Consider the following 15,728-nt stretch of genomic DNA (forward strand, 5'->3'; position numbering starts at 1 on the left):
GACCACCTGTGACCACCGCAGCACGCACCCTGTACCGCAACGCCAAGATCTTCACCGCCGACGGCCCGGAGACGGCCGAGGCCATGCTGGTCGACGGCGAACGCCTCGCCTACGTGGGCGAGGAATCCACGGCCCTCCGCCTGGCCGGAACCGCCACACACGTTGACCTCGGCGGCGCCTTCGTCCTGCCTGGTTTCATCGACGCCCACACGCACCTGCTCATGATGGGCCAAGCCATGCAGAAGGTGGAACTGCGCGACGCCGCCAGCCTCCCGGAGATCCAGGCCCGGCTCCGCTCCGCCGTCGACGCCGCCCCGGATGCCGCCCGCATCCTCGGCCGCGGCTGGCTGTTCCCCGCCATCCCCGGCGGGCTGCCGACGGCGGCGATGATCGACGTCGTGATCCCGGACCGTCCCGTCTATCTGGACTCCAACGACGTCCACTCGATGTGGGTCAACAGCGCCGCGCTCGCCGAAATGGGGATCGACCGGGACACGCCGGACCCCATCGGCGGCAAGATCCAGCGGGATCCGGCCACCGGCGAGGCCACGGGAATGCTCTACGAGACCGCGGCGCAGCAGTACGCCTGGCCCACGCTGGCCTCCGTAACCACCGACGCCGAGCGGGACGCGCAGCTGGCAGGCGCCTTCGGGCACTACCTGTCCACCGGCGTCACGGGCGGGATCGACATGGCCATGGGCGAGGACGACCTCGCGGCGATGCAGCGCGCTCTGGCCGCTTCCGCCGGCGGGCCGGGCGCTTCCGGCCAGCCCGACGGCGGCGGGACCCTGCCGCTGCGCGTCACCGGGCACTGGCTCATCACCCAGACCGGCAGCGTGGAGGGCAACCTCGCCCAAGTGGCCCGCGCATCGGAGCTGAGCCGCGAGGTCAACTCCCCGTGGCTGCGGCTCGCCGGGATCAAGATCATTGTGGACGGCGTGATCGACAGCTGCACGGCCGCCATGAAGGAACCCTACGCGGACGGCAGCAACGCCGGGCTGATCTGGGAGCTGGAGGACCTCAAGCCGGTGGTGGCCGCCGCCGACGCGGCGGGCCTGCAGATTGCCCTGCACGCCATCGGCGATGCCGCGTCCGACGCCGCCCTGGACGCCCTCGAACACGCCTGCCTCGTCAACGGGGAGCGGGACCGGCGGCACCGGATCGAGCACCTGGAGACTGTCACCGAGGAGAACGTGCAGCGCCTGGCCCGGCTGGGGGTGGTGGCCTCGATGCAGCCCGTGCACTCCGACCCGGCCATTCAGGACAATTGGCGCTCCATGCTGGGCGACCACCGCGTTGAACGCGCCTACCCGTGGACCGAATTCACCGAGGCCGGGGCCACCCTTGCCTTGGGCTCGGATGCGCCCACGGCCCCGCACCAGCCGCTGCCCAACATGTATGTTGCCACCACCCGGAAGTCCGCCCTGGACCAGAGCCTGCCGGCCAACCTGCCGCAGTACGCCCTGGGGCTGGCCGATGCGCTGGGACATGCCACCCGGGACGCCGCGTTTTCCTGCGGCAGGGAGCAGGATCTCGGCCGCCTTGGCACGGGCATGCTGGCCGACTTCGTGGTGCTGGACACCGACCCGTTCGACGCCGGCCTCGACTCGCTGCTGACGGCCTCCGTGGCGCTCACGGTGGTGGGCGGACAGGTGCGGTACCCGGGGTAGGTGGGGGTGTCTTTCCGACCGCCCCCGCAGGTCACCGCCCGGGGAAGCGGGCTATCGGTAGATGGCCAGCACGTCCAGCATGAAGGCGGGGCCCTCCAGCCAGTTCTGTTCCTGGCCCGGGGCGGGGCCGTTCTGTTCCGTTTCCCGGCGCTTTTCGCGGGCGGCGGGATCCATGTCGGGGACTGAAATGAGTGGCTTCCACCGGCCTGCGTCCCACTGCGTGGTGACCTTGCCGACCACGTGCGCGTAGCCGTCGATGTCGCCGCGCAGATGCGTGCCGATAAGCTTCCCGGCGATGCGCACATCTGTTCCCTCGATGTCGCCGACAAACACCAGGTGCGATCCGAACGGAGCCCCCATGCCCTTGGCGCGGAAGTGTTCCTGAAGGTTCCGTTTGGCTCCGGGGTTCATCATGCCTGCGAACGGCCAGTAAGCCTCCAGCTGTTCCATGAGCTGCGGGAACGAGGCCCAGGGGGAGAAGGCCTTTGCGGCGTCGGGCACGAAGATCTCACATTCGAGCTCCAGGATGGCACCCCGGTGGGCTTCCTTGAGATCGGCGTCGACGTCTGCGACGGTAATCCAGGCGCTGGCCTTGGCGTGCCGCCTGGCCAGTTTGAGCAGCTGTTCGAACTTGGCTTCAGGGGTTGCGGCCTGATCTGCGCTGTCCTGGCCGTCCTGCTCGACGCCGGAACCGGCGCCGGCCGCCTTGGGGGAGCCTGCTCCCAGTGCGCTGAGGAAACCGTCCAGCATGGGTTCGTTGAGGTAGAGAAAATTCTTCAACATGAGGCAGTCTATGGCCAGGCGCAGGGGCATTCACAGGGCTGTGGGAAACCATGCCGGTGTTGGCGCTCCGCTGTTGCCGGGCCACGGCTATCATCGGAGGAATTCATCCTTCAGAGTGGAGCAATCATGCAACTCGGAGCCTTCTCAATCAGCCTTGCCGTCAAGGACGTCGCGGCCTCAGCCGCGTTCCACGAGAAGCTGGGATTCAGCCACCACGGCGGCGACATCACGCAGAACTGGCTGATCCTGAAGAACGGCGAGACCGTCATCGGGCTCTTCCAGGGAATGTTTGAGGGGAACCTGCTGACCTTCAACCCTGGCTGGAACCAGGGCGCAGAAGCGCTCGAAGAATTCACCGATGTGCGCGAACTCCAGCGGCAGCTGAAAGCCAAGGGCGTGGAGTTCACGGCCGAAGCAGACGAAGAATCCACGGGGCCGGCCAGCTTCATGGTGGTGGACCCCGACGGCAACACGGTGCTCGTGGACCAGCACGTGTGAGGTGGCTGCGGCCCCTTATCCCACCAGCCGCAGCGGCCGTTCGCCCAGCTGCACCGTGATTTCCTGGCCCCAGGAGGCAGTGAGCCGGTCGTCTTCCATGCCGTCGCCGAACACCACCAGCTGATCTGATGCCACGGTGATCCGGAGTGTTTCTCCGGCCTCCAGCATGCCTTCGGTCAGGGAGGTTCCGGTGATGGGTGAGGGCCAGGCTTCGCGGACGAACCAGGCCAGCCGGGAATCCGTGGGTGCCGGCAGGGCGCGCCCGCCGCGTTCCATGGCGATGGAGGCGCACCAGCCCGTGGCGCCGGTGCCGGTGGAGATGATCAGTCCGGAGGAAGACTGCCGTTCGGCCCTTCCGTCCGGCGTCGTCAGTTGGTACCGGGCCGATTGGTGCGAGGTGTGCCCGATGAAGACCTCGTTGAGTCCGGAGAGTTCCTGCCCGTCGTCGAGGCGTGCCGTCACGGTGGCGAGTTCCTGGCAGAGCAGCCGCTCCGGCCCGGCCTTGGCCGCATCGCTCAACAACGCGGCCGCGGCGGCGGGCGTGTGCCGGACCAGGACGCCAGGGTTCGCCCCCGGCTCCGGGTCGATCCCGATGACGGGCTGCCCGTTGAGGTATTTGGCCGCGTTGGCAACGAGCCCGTCCTGGCCCACCACGGCGATGATGTCCTCCGGGGTGAGCAGGAAACGGCTGAGATCGGCACGCTCCACGTCGGCGCGGCGCCACTCGCCCGGAACCGCGGCGCGGACGGTTACCAGGGCTGCGGTCAGGCGGTCGTGGCGTTCCTGGACGTCCTGGATGCTGCGGCCCCTGGTGCGGAGGAAGAACTCGGCCTGGCCGCGGGTGGCGTGCCGGTCCAGGAGTTCCTGGAGTTCGGTGCGCCGGTGGACGATGACGAGACGGGGGTTTGCCATGACCGGATCCTACTTCTCGATGCTGCCGGCGGGCTCCCGGAACAGTCCGGCGAGGGCCCCGCTCAGGAGGTCGGGGGTGATGGTGAGGTTGCCGATGTTGGGCAGTGATCCGGCGGCGTCACGCAGGGCCAAGGCCAGCAAGGTGGACTGCTCCATGCCGCGGTAGACCTCCATGGTGGCGGCCTCGCGTGCAGCAGCGGCCTCGCCCACCAGCCGAATCTGGTTCGCTTCGGCGGTGGCGCCGATGCCCTGGCGTTCGGCCGAAGCCTGGGCCTGGATGAGTCCCGCGGCGGCCAATTCCTCGGCCTCGCGCCGTGCGTTGGCGCCTTCCTGGGCCACCAGGTGTTCGCGGCGCGTGGCGAGTTCGATCTGGCTGGCCATCTCGTTCTCGGAGATGGTCCGTTCACGCTCGACGGCGACTGCGCGGCGTTCGTAGACGGCCCGGTCCGCTTCGGCCTGGAGCTGTTCGCGGACCGGCGTCTGCAGCGCCCGTTCGACGTCGGACTCCGGCCGGACGGCCAGGACCTGCACGCCAAGGATCTCGATCCCGGTGGACAGCAGCCGGGTGTCCGCGCGCAGTGCTTCGGCGAGGACGTTGCGGAGCTGGCTGACCCCGCGCGCCAGTGCTTCGGCCAGCGTGGTGGTGGCGATCTGGTCGATCGCGTGGCTCTGGCACAGCTGGCCGATGATCGTGGCCACCTGTTCGCGCCCGGTGGCCGGTGCCGATCCGGCAGACTGGAGCCCGAAATCGAGCCGGCTGGAGACGGACACGGGGTCGATGAAGCGGTAGGTCACGTTGGCCTGGACGCTCACGTCCTGGTGGTCCCGGGTGATGGCGTGGAAGAGCGTGGGCAGTTCCTGGTCGTCCACGGGAACCTCGCTGAGCACGGAGTTCGCCGGCCGGAACCAGAACGCCTGCCCCACGCCCTGGTGCTTGACCTGGCCCTTCTGCAGGTGGACGACGTACCCGGTGGGGCTGCCCAGGAAGTGGCTGATCCAGGGGTAGCGCTTGATGCTGGCCATGGTGGTCTCCTCAATCGTTGTTATCGTCATTTTGACGATAATCAAACAGTAGAGCGCGAGGAGCCTTATTGTCAATGTGACGATAACTACCTACGATGGATCCATGCCCGAATCCCACCCGGCGCCGGCGCGCTTCCCGGTGACTGTCGACGTCGTCGCCCTTACAGTGCGCGACGGCGCGCTGAACGTCCTGCTGATCACCCGCCTCATCGAGCCGTTCCGCGGGAAGCTCGCCCTCCCCGGCGGTTTCGTGCTGGCCGGAGAGGATCTGCTCGAGGCGGCCGGCCGGGAACTGGCTGAGGAGACCGGCGTCGGGCAGGTTCCCGGGCACTTGGAGCAGTTGGGGAGTTATGGGCCAAAGGGGCGCGACCCGCGGGGGGATATTCTCACGGTCGCCCACCTGCTGCTGGCGCCCGACTTCCCCGTCCTTGCGGCCGGGAGCGACGCCGAGCATGCGGCCTGGTATCCGGTCAGCGAGGTGCTGGACGGTGAGGTGCGGCTGGCTTTCGACCACGAGCGGATTCTCGCCGATGCCCTGGAGCGGGCGAAGTCGAAGCTCGAATACTCGCCCCTGGGCGCGGCCTTCTGCGGCGAGGAATTCACCATCGCCCAACTCCGCGCCGTCTATGAGGCCGTGTGGGGTACTCGCCTGGACCCTCGCAATTTCCACCGCAAAGCGACTGGCACGCCCGGGTTCCTGGAGGACACGGGTCGGATGACAGCAGGCGACGCCGGCCGGCCGGCTGCGCTCTTCCGGCTCGCCGAGGCAGCCCGGACGACGGCGGGACAGGCCGCGCGGGCCGTGCTCAACCCACCGCTGATGCGGCCGGGGGAGTGACGCCTTGGTCAGTCCGGTTCCGTGCAAAGGTGTCCGGAGGGTCTAGAACGACCGTTATCTGGAGTCCCTGGAGCGGTAGCGTGCTCTGACCTGCTGCCCGCGCCGGCCGTTAGGTCTGGTTCTCGCGGTCGTGGAGCAGAACGCGGAGCAGGCCTTCGAGCTGTTCGCGTTGGCTGGTTGTCAATGTGGAGAGCAGGCGTTTTTCGTTGACGAGATAGTCGCGCAAGGCCACATCTATGATCTCGCGGCCTCGCGAGGTGAGGGCGATGCGGATCGTGCGGCGGCTGCGCGGGTCGACCTGGCGGGTGATGAGATCCTTGGCGAGGAGTCGGTCAAGCCTGTTTGTGATCGCACCCGATGTGACCAGGGCGCTGTCGGCAAGCTGTCCCGCGGTCAGGCCGTTCCCGTCGGTGTCTGCCCTCCGCAGGGTCGCAAGGATGTCGAACTCTCCCGCTTGTAGACCGTGCTCAGTGAATACATCCTGCAATTCGCGCTCGAACAGACGTGTGAGGCGGTATAACCTTCCGAGCACGCCCATCGGGCCGACATCGCTATCAGGGTGCACCTGCGCCCATTGGGCGATGATGCGGTCGACGCTGTCTTCCACTGAAACCTCTTAGCGTTGAAATGTTTGACGCGAGTCAGACTACCATCGTAGTCTGTTCAACGTTGAATAGTTGAACGTTAAGGAGTTAATCGTGAACAGACTGCAGACCACGCTGCTCACCGCGATCGCACCTGCAGTGTGGGGGACGACGTACATAGTGACGACCGAGCTACTGCCCCCGGGGCATCCACTGTTCGCCTCGCTGGTTCGGGCATTGCCGGCAGGCTTGCTCGCGATCGTGCTGGCCCGTGCGCTACCTACGGGTGCCTGGTGGTGGAAATCGGCCGTGCTGGGCGTGCTGAACATCGGTGCCTTCTTCCCACTGCTGTTCGTTGCCGCTTACCAGCTACCTGGCGGCGTGGCCGCCACCCTCGGGGCTGCGCAACCGCTGGTCGTCGCCATCCTCGTCGTGATCATCCTGCGTGAGCCGATCTCCGCGTGGCGCCTGTCATGGGGGATCGTCGGAATTGCTGGCGTCGCCCTGGTCGTCCTGCGCTCCACAGCGACACTCGACGGGGTCGGCATGGCCGCCGGTCTGCTCGGCACGGTGTCCATGGGCTTCGGCATCACCCTCACCAAGAAGTGGGGTCGGCCCGCAGGGGCGCCTGCAATGAGCCTGGCCGGATGGCAGCTGACAGCCGGAGGGCTATTCCTCCTGCCGATCACGCTGCTCTTCGAGGGAATGCCCACGACCATCGACAGCTCGGCGCTGGCCGGTTACATCTGGCTGGGACTCATCGGGGGGCTTCTGACTTACACGCTGTGGTTCAGCGGGATCGCCCGCCTCCCCGTCGCCTCGGCCGCTGTGCTGGGACTGCTCTCACCACTGGTCGCAGCAGCCCTTGGAGCACTCCTCCTTGGCGAAGCCCTAAGCGCAATCCAGCTGCTCGGATTCGCCCTTGCCTTGGCAGCAATCGCCGCCGGCCAGATCAGCCCCGGCAGAAAACCACCTACGGGCACGAACGCCGACGTCAAGCAGCCGGCGATGGCCGCCGCAGAGAGAAGGAGAGCATCATGAAGATCGCCGTTATCGGAGCGACGGGAATGGCAGGCTCCCGCATCGCGGCACAGCACGACGTCATCGTGCTCGCCACCAGGCCAGCTCCCGGCGCGGAGGATGACGTCAGCTCCGTGGTGACCACGGTTCTGGGTGCGGCCCTGAACTTCGGGCGTCGCGTCGTCGTGATCGGCGGCGCTGGCCCACTCCAGAGCTCCGACTCAGAGCAACTCGTAATCGACGACCCGCGCTTCGTCCCCCGACAGTGGCGAACCATCGCACAGGTCAGCGTCGACTAGTTCAACGCCTGCGCCACACATCCCGCGGACTGGACCTACCTGAGCCCGCCTGCACTATTCGGACCCGGCACACGGACAGGGACCTACCGCCGGGGAGGAAACCAGATCCCCATCGATCTAAGAGGCGAGTCACGGATATCGGCCGAAGACCTCGCCGTTGCCGCACTGGACGAGGTCGAGACGCCGAACCAGGGTTGGGCCACTTCACCGTTGCGTATTGGACGCCCTGCCTGTGAGTCGACGTGGCTGTGGCGAGGAGCCTCTGATGTTTGTCCAACGGGTGGTCTGAGTTCCCTGGCGACGACGGCAAGTACATGAAGCGGGGCGGTACAAGCCAGACAAGCAGGGGCTGGTTCGTAGGTGCGCTTGGCCGCGCTGGTCTTGAACGAATGACAGTGCACAACCTCCGCCATACTGCCGCGTCGCTAGCGATCTCGGCAGGGGCAAACGTAAAAAGCGTCCCGGCAATGCTTGGGCATGCGTCCGCAACAATGACGCTGGACACCTACGCTGACCTGTTCCCGGATGACCTTGACGCCGTAGCAGTCGCGCTCGATGCCGCAGCATCACAACAGGTGGCGCTCAAAGTGCGCTCACGGGACTAAATTACAAAAAGCGAGGCGCCTAGTTCGCTGTGTTATCAACGATCTAGACGCCTTGCTACTTGGCGGTGACGGTGGGATTTGAAACCTCTCCCGCGCCACTACTGGAGAGGAAAACCGCTAGATTCCGCGGTTTTACGTCACCGTAAATCACCATGTTTCACGGCAAATGTGGGCAGGATGTGGGCAAAATGTGGGCACGACTCGCACGCGTGTGGCCCTACTGGACGCCCACTTAACAACAGGATCCCCCGCCAGCATGGTTAGCCGGCGGGGGTTTCTCTGTGTCTAGACTCCCATTGCCTGGAAGCGGCGGGCAGTCGCGTGAGCCGTCCCAATCGGGTCGTCAACCTGCGTGATGTTGAAAACGTTGGACGCACTCACGCGCTGCGCCCCTGCTCCCGCGGGCGTGAACGAACCCGCGCCGTACGCCGGAACCTGCGGGATTGCAACCAGGCCGTTCACCGCCGAAGTAACCCCCGTATGGGATGCGTCGATGCCTTCGATGAGGCCCGCGCCGATCATCATGCCCACCTGTGTTTTGAACACGCGGGACGGGGAATGGATCCCAAGGAAGCCCTTGACGCCATCCAACATGGCCCCGCCGACGTCCTTGACCGCGTTCACGGCACCGTCGATCATGCCCTTCACGCCATCAATCAGGCCCTGGACAATGTTCTTGCCCACGTCGAACAGCCACTTACCCGCGCCCGCGAGTGCGGTCATGATGTTTCCGGGTAGGTCGTTGAAGAACTTAAGGAACCCGCTGATGAACCCGGCCACGCCATTGATGACGTTGTTCCACGTGTCAGAGAAGAACCCGCCAATGTTGCCGAGGATCGAGCTCACAAGCCCAAACCACATGTTGAGCCCAGAAGAAATGAAACCGCCGACGTTGCTGATCGAGCCCTGCACGAGAGACACAATGTTGTTCCAGGTATCGCGCAGGAACCCGGTCACGTTGTTCCACGTATCCGTGAAGAACTTTCCAATGTTGCCGAGTGCTTCACCGATCCACTTGGCCATCGCGCCGGCTGCCTCGGATACCCACTTGAACGCGGCATCGACGCCGTCCTTGAACCAACCGACGTTGTTATAGGCGAGCACGACAGCCGCTACAAGGGCCGCAATTGCGACAACCACAATACCCAACGGGTTAGCCGTCATTGCCGCATTTAGCGCCCACTGAATGCCAGTCCAGGCCATCGTGGCACCTCTGACAATGGCCGAAACCGCCGCGAACGTGGACGCGGCAGCATTAGCAATGACAACCGCTGCGGCAAGCCCGCCAACACCGATAGCAAGCCCGGTGACAAGCCCCGAGTTTTCCTTGATCCAGCCCGCCATCCCCGAAAGCGTGGAAGAAATGGCTGTCATCGCCGGGAGCAGGGCCTCACCAAGAGTCGCACGAGCGTCTTCCCATTTGGCATTGGCGATCTGCTGGGCACCCGCAGCAGTTCCAGACTCCTTAGCGAAGTTGCCCGTGGCGTCGGCTGACTGCTGGTTCACGAGCGCCAGGATCGCTTGTGTGCGTGCGGCCTTCTCAGCTTCACCCGTAAGCCCAGACAAACCCATTTCGGCCATCTTGCCCTTGATAGAGGCGTCATTGAGACTGATGCCATACTTCTCAATGGGGTCCATCTCGCCCTTGAGCGCCGAGCTAAGAGCACTCACGGCGTCTGACGTGGTACCACCAAACATCGATGACAGGTCCGCGCCCTTGGTCACGAGGTCGTTGGTCTTCCCCGCGAGCTGATCCATGGGAACGCCGGCGTTCTTGAACTGCGAACCGATGAGCGAAGCAAACGAGTTGTACTCACTGCTGGAAATGCCCAGCTTGGTTGCCGAGTCCGCGGCGAACGTCGCCACATCCCCCGAAGCAGACTTGAAGACGCTACCCACAGCCCCCATGTTCTGCTCAGCCTCCGCAGCCAGGGCACCCACGTTCTGACCGAACGCCAGCAACCCGCCACCCGTAGCCAACGCCGGCAACATGGCCGACTTCAACGCCGAAGCAACACCACTAGAAAAGCTCTTGCCTACTCCATTGCCCGAAGACTCCGCTTTACTGGACGCCTCACCAAAAACCTGAGAGATCTCCTTACTCAGACCCCCAGTCGATAAACCCACGCTGATAAAAGCCGCGCCGAGCTCTACACCGGCCATGAATGTTCCCCCTTAAACGGGAAAGCCAGCCACCCGTCATAGGTGCTGGCAATTTGTCATTTCACTGGGCGTCACACTTACGCCCACAAACCGCTTCCCAATGAAGCGGAACAACTACCACTTACGGCTTGTCCGCAGTGGCCCTTGCTCCCGTGGCGGCTTCGGCCTGCTGTTCTGCTTGCCGCCCAACGACTGGTTGTCGTAGCGGCAAATGACGCGCACGTTATCCAGATCGTCTTTCCCGCCCTGGCTATGGGGAATGATGTGGTCCACTTCAGCGCTGCTAGGCGTAAGACCAACGTCATAGTCCAGCTCCACGCCGCACACAACGCAATGCGTAACGCCCGCCCGCTTAGCGCGGTAGATAGCCGCAGCCCGCACCCGCAGCCACTTAGTGGTGCCCGTCCGTGACGTTGCCATTACGAAGCGCCTGAGATGCGCCGTTCGTAACGCTGAGCGCAGCCCATCGGGGTCTTCAAGCCCAGCGCCGTCCGATACAGATAGACTGTCTCGTCAAAGAACGCTAGGAACCCCAGCATTCGACGGCCCCAGTCATACTGCCGCGCCCATGCCATCCGGGCATCACGCCACGCGATCGGATCCACAGCAGCCCTGTCAGGCCACAAATGCCGGGGCACGTTCAGCCCACCATCCACTACAGGCCTACGCCTCACAGGTTCACCTCAGCCCACGGCTGGTCCGGGACCACTCCATCCCATTCCGGCATATCCTCCATACCGTCAGGCAGGTTCTCTTCAGCCCACGAACAGCGGGCCTCATGCCAAGCATCCCAACGCTGATACTCCGAACCACCCGGCCACATGCGAGGATCAAACGACGCTAAATCGGAAGGAACCCCGAGAGTCACATCAGGTTCCTTGCGCCTGCGCCTAACCACGCTTGCCGCCGTAGACCCCGCGCACGCCACGAGCTGTCGGCAGATCATCATCTAGGCCAGGGATCTGCAACGTCGCCAGCAACCGCGCCAGTGCTAACCGCTGCTGACGGCTCTCCGCTACGGCAGGATGCAACCGCGGCCCCTGGGAGCTGGGGATCATCAGACCGTCAGTGACAACGGCGGCGTCTAGCCCAACAATCCGGTCACGGATCCGGCAGGCTTCCTCCAGAAGGGCCATCTCGTGGTCAGCCAACTCAAAATCCGCGGTGGTGGTCTCCCACAACTTCTTACCTGCTGCCCGCAAGCCTCTCGGTACTGCCATCAGAACAACCTTTCAATTAACCAGAAAAGGCCCCGTGAAGGGCCTAGAAAGTGCCTGTTTACCCCCGTTCCAAACAGGCGAAATTAGCGCCGCTACGGGCCATGCAGCCCCTCAAGGGCCGAACGTTTCGGCACGCGGGGAGGGACATTCCGCTAGGCCGGAGGAGCGAAAAACCGGGGCGGGGGAGGGTGCATAGGCCCATGCCCCGCCTATGTCTGCCATAGCTTTGAACGCTTGGTTCCTGTTCTTGGCATGATGAACTCCATGACTACAGAAGAAGATCGATCATCAGAACGCAAAGACCTCATCGAAGTGGTGGAAGCCTTCGGTAGGCAAGCGCCTGCTCGTCACCGTGGAGACTTGCCCAAGGGTGAGCAGGCTCTGCTGAATGCGGGGGCTCAGGCTGCGCAAGACCGGCTTGCCGAGATGGCCCGAGAGGATAAGGCCGCGAAGCACCAGCCGTGACCTGAGTCCTGCCATAACCATTGCGCCGAGCCCCCGCGATCGATAGACGGCGGGGGCTCCTTCGTGCCTGGATGAATCTTGGGTTCAGGTTCCGGGGTGGTTGGTGTGTGCCATCGCCCGTTGTTCCCCGAGTGCGGCGGTGACGTTGACAGCGGACCAGCCGCAGCTACACTCGCTGATCCATTGCTCGCGCTGGTTCCTGGGTCCAAACCCGTACCCGTCCCTATAGGAGATGAAGGGATTCATGGTGATGTGGTGCGCGTCACCGGGTTCGCCTAGCTGTGTCACTCGACGGGTTCGGCTTTGATGAGGTTGCCGTGTTCGTCGTAGGTGTAGACGTAGCGTTGGGTGGGTCGGCCTTGGGCGTCCACGGTGGTGCGGGGTGTTGCGGCGATACGCTGGCGGAGGCGGGCGGCTGGGCTGCGGTGGTCTTCTGGCATGGTTTCAGTTCTCCCGGGTGAGTGCGGTGTGGAGGTTGGCGAGGACGGTTGTTCCTGCTGTTTGGTCGGTGATGTATCCGCGTTCGAGGTCGTGGACAATATCGGCTGGATTCACGAGGTTCCGGAGGGGGCGCATGGGGGTTGCTGTTTCGATCCATGCGTCGCGGGCTTCGGATTCGAGGAACGCTTGGTAGGTGGCTTGCGCTTTCTCGAGGTCGGTCTTGAGCTTGGCCTTGATCTTGGCGGTTTCTTTGCCATGGTCCGGGTGTTCGCGGAGTTCGGCGCGTGCCTCGTGGATGGCGTTGGTAGTGTCAGCGATGATGCCGGGGTATGCGGCCATGTTCCTTATGGCCTGTTCCCTGTCTGTGACTAGCTGTGCTTCGTGGATGCGGGCGGGGGCTGGGTTGCCGTCCCTTACGGCGGCTGCTGCTGCCTGGTCGTCGGCCTGTTTGGCTTCCGTGTCGCGGGCTGGCTCGGCCAGTCGTTTGAGCTCCTGCTCGGCGCGGCTGCCCTGTTCCCTGTATTTGTCGGCGTCCGCGAAGAGTGTGGCGAAGATTTCGGGGAGTAGGTCCGTGGTGGGCCGGCTCAGGGGTTCGGTGGATCGGTCGTAGCCGGTGTGCGGGCGAAGATGGGGGCGTGTCATGTTAGTTCTCCTGCTTGGTGGTTACCCGGTTTGGGTGGGTTTCTAGGGTGTCTGCGATGCCATTTGCGAGGCTGTAGGCGTGTTCTGCCGTGAGGACTAGCGTCACTCTGGATCCGACGAAGATGGCCACTCCGGGGGTGTTTCCGGTTTGGTGGTTGATCTGTGCGGGGATGACGCGGAGGCTTTCGCCGTCGTTGTAGTTCTTGGCGTAGTTCTCGCGCCAAGCGGTGAATAGGTTGTGTCTCGTCATTTGTTGTCTTTCGTGTCCGGTCCCCACTGGGCGGGGTCGATGTCTACGTCGTGGATGTTGAGCCGCAGGAATGCGTTCCAGCTATCGGGGTGCGCGGTCTTGACGGCGTTCGCGGAGATGACTGTCATGGCCAGGATCACGTCGCCGGCGAAGCGTACGTTGCGGCGGTTCACGTCGACGCAGAGCGCCTTGTAGGTGGGCCAGTCTTCTTCGGCGGCGGCCAGGACGAGTTTCAGGGCGTGCTGGGTGGCGTCCTGCGGGGTGTTCCGTTTGATGGTCATTTGGTGGGCTCCTGGGCGGTTTCGTATCGTTCGAGGCGGCGCAGGAGGTAAGCGGCGCGGCGGGCCTCGTGTTCGAACTTGAGTCGGTACACGGTGGCCATCGCCGGGTAGTCGTATTGGGAGATTTGTTTTTCGGTCCAGTCGTAAGCCATGGCTACTGTCCTTTCTGTTCTCGGGTGGCGTTCCGGATCGCGGCCTGAGCGGTGGGGTCTCGGTGCAGCGGACGCCCGTGGTGGGGTTCGCGGGTGGGTGTGTTTCGGTTAGCGTCGAGCTGCTGTTTGTACGTGAGTGCCAGGTTCCGCCAGTGGATTGCTTGGAACCTGTAGTACTCAGTCAGTTCCGCGTCAGTCACGCCGCCTCCCCGTCCTGATCTGTGGGTGTGTGGAATGTGTGGAATTGTGGAAAGTCGTCTAGATCTTCGTTTCCACTTTCCACACTTTCCACACTGTTGACGGAGGCATACTTTCCACGCGACGTCTTGCGGATCCGCCCCGCATCGGCGGCTCTGGCGAGATATGTTCCTGCCCTCTTGCCATCGATGGAGCCAACCAGTGCCGAGACTTGAGCCGGTGTTACGTCCTGCTTTGTCTGGTTCACGGCGGCGATCACGTCAGCCATGACCGTATCGACGCCTTCCACGGAACGGGACTCCATTGCCGCCTTGGCGGCTTCGGCGCGGGATCCGCCTGCAAGTACCCAGTTGCCCGTTCCGGCCTGCTCGAGGATGTATTCACCCTCGGCAGCGTCACGGCTGGTGACCTGTAGCGAAGCTTGCGACTCATGCCGTGAGCGCTTCAACAGCATGATCGTGTCAGCCGCCCCAGCGATGCCCTGAGTGCCGCTTACAGCGTCCAGGAAGTCCGCGCCGTCCATCTTCCGTGTATGGTGCACGATGATTACGCTGGATCCGGGGTTATTGTCCGCAAGGGCCTTCAACCCGCCTAGGACGCGATAGTCCCTGTCATACTGGGTTTCGCCTCCGACTGCGGGCGGCATCGCCTTGCCGAGCGTGTCGAGGATGACTACAGGGTTTTCGCCTGGGTGTCGGTCCATGAACTCTCGGATGGTGGCTAGCATGTCGCCGCGGGGAACCTGCGTGATAAACGTTAGCCGCGATGACACGCTGCGGACGTTCAGAACCTTCATCCGGGATTGCAGCCGGCGAGGTCCATCTTCAAGCGCCATGTAGAGCACTGGGGCCGCCTTGGTTGGCACGCACCCGAGCGCCGGGGAGCCGGTGCTGGTTGCCATGGCCAACCCTAGGACCATCCAGGATTTGCCGATCTTCGGGGCCGCGATCAATAGAGTCAGCCCTTCGGGAATGATGCCATCCACTACGTAGTTCACAGCGGGGAATTCCTGCGCCATAAGCCAATCGGCGGTGAAGGCGTTGCGTAGCTTGGATGGGTTGTCGTCTTCGAACGCGTCGGCGCGGAAATATTCGGGGATCGTCGTCATGCCGCTGCCTTCTGGTTGATTCTTGCCCATGCTTTGAGGCAGTCGGGGCAGACGGGGAGTGGCTGGTCACAGACGTCTGTGCAGCGGACGCGTTCCGCGGCGATGTGGTAACCGCAGTAGGCGCGTAGTGGGTCGCCGGTGTACAGAAACCTGGCGTACTCGTGGTCGGGCCATCCGTGGCGGACCTTGCGGTGATCGGTGGTCGGGAGACTCGGTGCCTCGGTGAGCGTGGGCTGGTGCTTGCGCATCTCTGTCCTAAAGGTGTGGGACGAAACAACAGTGTCTTTTGGGGGTGCCCGTCGCGGGCGCTCATCTCCGCGACGGGCAGGTTGGGTTACCGCAGGAGGAATCCTTCATCGAAGTCAGCTAGCGGCGTGAAAGGATGGGCGACTGCTGCGCTGATGGCTGCAATTGCGACGTCCGCGGAACTCCGGTGCGGCTCCCCAGCCGGGTATGCAGCGCTCTGGAGGTGTCGTATCAGTTCCCTGGGTTCCCAGTCCGGGCGGATGGAACCGAGGAACGCGGTGAGATACTGCGCCGCTATCTGGGTCATTGCGGGGCCCGGCAGTTCGGGGG

At 64.1% G+C, this 15,728-nt stretch carries 21 protein-coding genes and 1 pseudogene; 8 read left to right on the forward strand and 14 right to left on the reverse strand.

The window, feature by feature from the left end:
* The first annotated feature begins 8 nt into the window (after positions 1 to 8).
* A complete protein-coding gene (locus NVV90_RS03325) occupies positions 9 to 1,670 on the forward strand; it encodes an amidohydrolase (protein WP_258439776.1) in 1,662 nt (553 codons plus the stop codon).
* Between the two features lie 51 nt (positions 1,671 to 1,721).
* On the opposite strand, the gene NVV90_RS03330 is transcribed toward NVV90_RS03325, so the two are convergent.
* Positions 1,722 to 2,453, reverse strand: coding sequence for a hypothetical protein (locus NVV90_RS03330; protein WP_258439777.1), 732 nt, complete (start codon positions 2,451 to 2,453; stop codon positions 1,722 to 1,724).
* A gap of 126 nt (positions 2,454 to 2,579) precedes the next feature.
* Between NVV90_RS03330 and NVV90_RS03335 the strand changes: the two genes are divergently transcribed.
* A complete protein-coding gene (locus tag NVV90_RS03335; RefSeq protein ID WP_258439778.1) occupies positions 2,580 to 2,951 on the forward strand; it encodes a VOC family protein in 372 nt (123 codons plus the stop codon).
* A gap of 15 nt (positions 2,952 to 2,966) precedes the next feature.
* Here the strand turns inward: NVV90_RS03335 and NVV90_RS03340 are convergent, their stop codons facing one another.
* Both NVV90_RS03340 and NVV90_RS03345 read right to left on the reverse strand, forming a co-directional pair.
* Positions 2,967 to 3,863 carry a hypothetical protein gene (locus tag NVV90_RS03340; protein ID WP_258439779.1) on the reverse strand — a complete coding sequence of 299 codons (897 nt, stop codon included), beginning with the start codon at positions 3,861 to 3,863 and terminating at the stop codon, positions 2,967 to 2,969.
* Positions 3,864 to 3,872: 9 nt separating this feature from the next.
* Positions 3,873 to 4,886, reverse strand: coding sequence for an SPFH domain-containing protein (locus tag NVV90_RS03345; protein ID WP_309304113.1), 1,014 nt, complete (start codon positions 4,884 to 4,886; stop codon positions 3,873 to 3,875).
* Positions 4,887 to 4,962: 76 nt separating this feature from the next.
* Here NVV90_RS03345 and NVV90_RS03350 point away from each other — a divergent pair, with 76 nt between their 5' ends.
* The gene (locus NVV90_RS03350; protein ID WP_258439781.1) at positions 4,963 to 5,724 is read left to right on the forward strand and encodes an NUDIX hydrolase; all 762 of its coding nucleotides are present in this window, start codon (positions 4,963 to 4,965) and stop codon (positions 5,722 to 5,724) included.
* A gap of 109 nt (positions 5,725 to 5,833) precedes the next feature.
* On the opposite strand, the gene NVV90_RS03355 is transcribed toward NVV90_RS03350, so the two are convergent.
* Positions 5,834 to 6,331, reverse strand: a complete 498-nt coding sequence (locus NVV90_RS03355; protein WP_258439782.1) for a MarR family winged helix-turn-helix transcriptional regulator — start codon at positions 6,329 to 6,331, stop codon at positions 5,834 to 5,836.
* Between the two features lie 91 nt (positions 6,332 to 6,422).
* Here NVV90_RS03355 and NVV90_RS03360 point away from each other — a divergent pair, with 91 nt between their 5' ends.
* From NVV90_RS03360 to NVV90_RS21005, 4 genes and pseudogenes are all read left to right on the forward strand, one after another.
* Positions 6,423 to 7,349 carry an EamA family transporter gene (locus NVV90_RS03360; RefSeq protein WP_258439783.1) on the forward strand — a complete coding sequence of 309 codons (927 nt, stop codon included), beginning with the start codon at positions 6,423 to 6,425 and terminating at the stop codon, positions 7,347 to 7,349.
* Positions 7,346 to 7,627, forward strand: coding sequence for a hypothetical protein (locus NVV90_RS03365; RefSeq protein ID WP_258439784.1), 282 nt, complete (start codon positions 7,346 to 7,348; stop codon positions 7,625 to 7,627). The genes NVV90_RS03360 and NVV90_RS03365 overlap by 4 nt, the downstream gene beginning before the upstream one ends.
* A gap of 389 nt (positions 7,628 to 8,016) precedes the next feature.
* Positions 8,017 to 8,085 (forward strand): annotated as a pseudogene (locus tag NVV90_RS21000) (integrase); the annotation flags it as partial.
* A 9-nt stretch (positions 8,086 to 8,094) separates the two neighbouring features.
* Positions 8,095 to 8,232 (forward strand): hypothetical protein, encoded by a 138-nt coding sequence (locus tag NVV90_RS21005; protein ID WP_396125420.1) that lies wholly within the window; start codon positions 8,095 to 8,097, stop codon positions 8,230 to 8,232.
* Positions 8,233 to 8,517: 285 nt separating this feature from the next.
* On the opposite strand, the gene NVV90_RS03375 is transcribed toward NVV90_RS21005, so the two are convergent.
* From NVV90_RS03375 to NVV90_RS03380, 3 genes are all read right to left on the reverse strand, one after another.
* Positions 8,518 to 10,395 (reverse strand): hypothetical protein, encoded by a 1,878-nt coding sequence (locus NVV90_RS03375; protein ID WP_258439786.1) that lies wholly within the window; start codon positions 10,393 to 10,395, stop codon positions 8,518 to 8,520.
* Between the two features lie 114 nt (positions 10,396 to 10,509).
* Positions 10,510 to 10,815: an HNH endonuclease gene (locus NVV90_RS21010; protein WP_396125338.1), complete on the reverse strand. Its 306-nt coding sequence runs from the start codon at positions 10,813 to 10,815 to the stop codon at positions 10,510 to 10,512.
* Positions 10,816 to 11,285: 470 nt separating this feature from the next.
* A complete protein-coding gene (locus tag NVV90_RS03380) occupies positions 11,286 to 11,615 on the reverse strand; it encodes a terminase (RefSeq protein ID WP_258439787.1) in 330 nt (109 codons plus the stop codon).
* Positions 11,616 to 11,879: 264 nt separating this feature from the next.
* Here NVV90_RS03380 and NVV90_RS03385 point away from each other — a divergent pair, with 264 nt between their 5' ends.
* The gene (locus tag NVV90_RS03385) at positions 11,880 to 12,080 is read left to right on the forward strand and encodes a hypothetical protein (protein WP_258439788.1); all 201 of its coding nucleotides are present in this window, start codon (positions 11,880 to 11,882) and stop codon (positions 12,078 to 12,080) included.
* Positions 12,081 to 12,364: 284 nt separating this feature from the next.
* Here the strand turns inward: NVV90_RS03385 and NVV90_RS03390 are convergent, their stop codons facing one another.
* The 7 genes from NVV90_RS03390 to NVV90_RS03420 all read right to left on the reverse strand — a co-directional run bounded on the left by NVV90_RS03390 (position 12,365) and on the right by NVV90_RS03420 (position 15,400).
* A complete protein-coding gene (locus NVV90_RS03390) occupies positions 12,365 to 12,520 on the reverse strand; it encodes a hypothetical protein (RefSeq protein WP_258439789.1) in 156 nt (51 codons plus the stop codon).
* A gap of 4 nt (positions 12,521 to 12,524) precedes the next feature.
* Entirely contained in the window at positions 12,525 to 13,163 is a 639-nt protein-coding gene (locus NVV90_RS03395) for a hypothetical protein (RefSeq protein WP_258439790.1), read from the reverse strand.
* 1 nt (position 13,164) lies between these two features.
* Positions 13,165 to 13,413 carry a hypothetical protein gene (locus NVV90_RS03400; protein WP_258439791.1) on the reverse strand — a complete coding sequence of 83 codons (249 nt, stop codon included), beginning with the start codon at positions 13,411 to 13,413 and terminating at the stop codon, positions 13,165 to 13,167.
* Entirely contained in the window at positions 13,410 to 13,694 is a 285-nt protein-coding gene (locus NVV90_RS03405) for a hypothetical protein (RefSeq protein WP_258439792.1), read from the reverse strand. Before NVV90_RS03405 ends, NVV90_RS03400 begins: the two co-directional genes overlap by 4 nt.
* Entirely contained in the window at positions 13,691 to 13,846 is a 156-nt protein-coding gene (locus NVV90_RS03410) for a hypothetical protein (RefSeq protein ID WP_258439793.1), read from the reverse strand. Before NVV90_RS03410 ends, NVV90_RS03405 begins: the two co-directional genes overlap by 4 nt.
* A 196-nt stretch (positions 13,847 to 14,042) precedes the next feature.
* Positions 14,043 to 15,152 (reverse strand): helicase RepA family protein, encoded by a 1,110-nt coding sequence (locus NVV90_RS03415; protein WP_258439794.1) that lies wholly within the window; start codon positions 15,150 to 15,152, stop codon positions 14,043 to 14,045.
* Positions 15,149 to 15,400: a hypothetical protein gene (locus NVV90_RS03420; protein WP_258439795.1), complete on the reverse strand. Its 252-nt coding sequence runs from the start codon at positions 15,398 to 15,400 to the stop codon at positions 15,149 to 15,151. The genes NVV90_RS03415 and NVV90_RS03420 overlap by 4 nt, the downstream gene beginning before the upstream one ends.
* Positions 15,401 to 15,728 lie beyond the last annotated feature (328 nt).

It is taken from the genome of Arthrobacter sp. CJ23 (genome assembly GCF_024741795.1).
GTDB lineage: Bacteria > Actinomycetota > Actinomycetes > Actinomycetales > Micrococcaceae > Arthrobacter.

Coding starts and splice junctions, on each gene's coding strand:
- NVV90_RS03330 (WP_258439777.1), bottom strand. CDS start 2,453: ATGTTGAAGAATTTTCTCTACCTCAACGAACCCATGCTGGACGGTTTC.
- NVV90_RS03335 (WP_258439778.1), top strand. CDS start 2,580: ATGCAACTCGGAGCCTTCTCAATCAGCCTTGCCGTCAAGGACGTCGCG.
- NVV90_RS03340 (WP_258439779.1), bottom strand. CDS start 3,863: ATGGCAAACCCCCGTCTCGTCATCGTCCACCGGCGCACCGAACTCCAG.
- NVV90_RS03345 (WP_309304113.1), bottom strand. CDS start 4,886: ATGGCCAGCATCAAGCGCTACCCCTGGATCAGCCACTTCCTGGGCAGC.
- NVV90_RS03365 (WP_258439784.1), top strand. CDS start 7,346: ATGAAGATCGCCGTTATCGGAGCGACGGGAATGGCAGGCTCCCGCATC.
- NVV90_RS21005 (WP_396125420.1), top strand. CDS start 8,095: ATGCTTGGGCATGCGTCCGCAACAATGACGCTGGACACCTACGCTGAC.
- NVV90_RS03375 (WP_258439786.1), bottom strand. CDS start 10,395: ATGGCCGGTGTAGAGCTCGGCGCGGCTTTTATCAGCGTGGGTTTATCG.
- NVV90_RS21010 (WP_396125338.1), bottom strand. CDS start 10,815: ATGGCAACGTCACGGACGGGCACCACTAAGTGGCTGCGGGTGCGGGCT.
- NVV90_RS03380 (WP_258439787.1), bottom strand. CDS start 11,615: ATGGCAGTACCGAGAGGCTTGCGGGCAGCAGGTAAGAAGTTGTGGGAG.
- NVV90_RS03385 (WP_258439788.1), top strand. CDS start 11,880: ATGACTACAGAAGAAGATCGATCATCAGAACGCAAAGACCTCATCGAA.
- NVV90_RS03390 (WP_258439789.1), bottom strand. CDS start 12,520: ATGCCAGAAGACCACCGCAGCCCAGCCGCCCGCCTCCGCCAGCGTATC.
- NVV90_RS03395 (WP_258439790.1), bottom strand. CDS start 13,163: ATGACACGCCCCCATCTTCGCCCGCACACCGGCTACGACCGATCCACC.
- NVV90_RS03400 (WP_258439791.1), bottom strand. CDS start 13,413: ATGACGAGACACAACCTATTCACCGCTTGGCGCGAGAACTACGCCAAG.
- NVV90_RS03405 (WP_258439792.1), bottom strand. CDS start 13,694: ATGACCATCAAACGGAACACCCCGCAGGACGCCACCCAGCACGCCCTG.
- NVV90_RS03410 (WP_258439793.1), bottom strand. CDS start 13,846: ATGGCTTACGACTGGACCGAAAAACAAATCTCCCAATACGACTACCCG.
- NVV90_RS03415 (WP_258439794.1), bottom strand. CDS start 15,152: ATGACGACGATCCCCGAATATTTCCGCGCCGACGCGTTCGAAGACGAC.
- NVV90_RS03420 (WP_258439795.1), bottom strand. CDS start 15,400: ATGCGCAAGCACCAGCCCACGCTCACCGAGGCACCGAGTCTCCCGACC.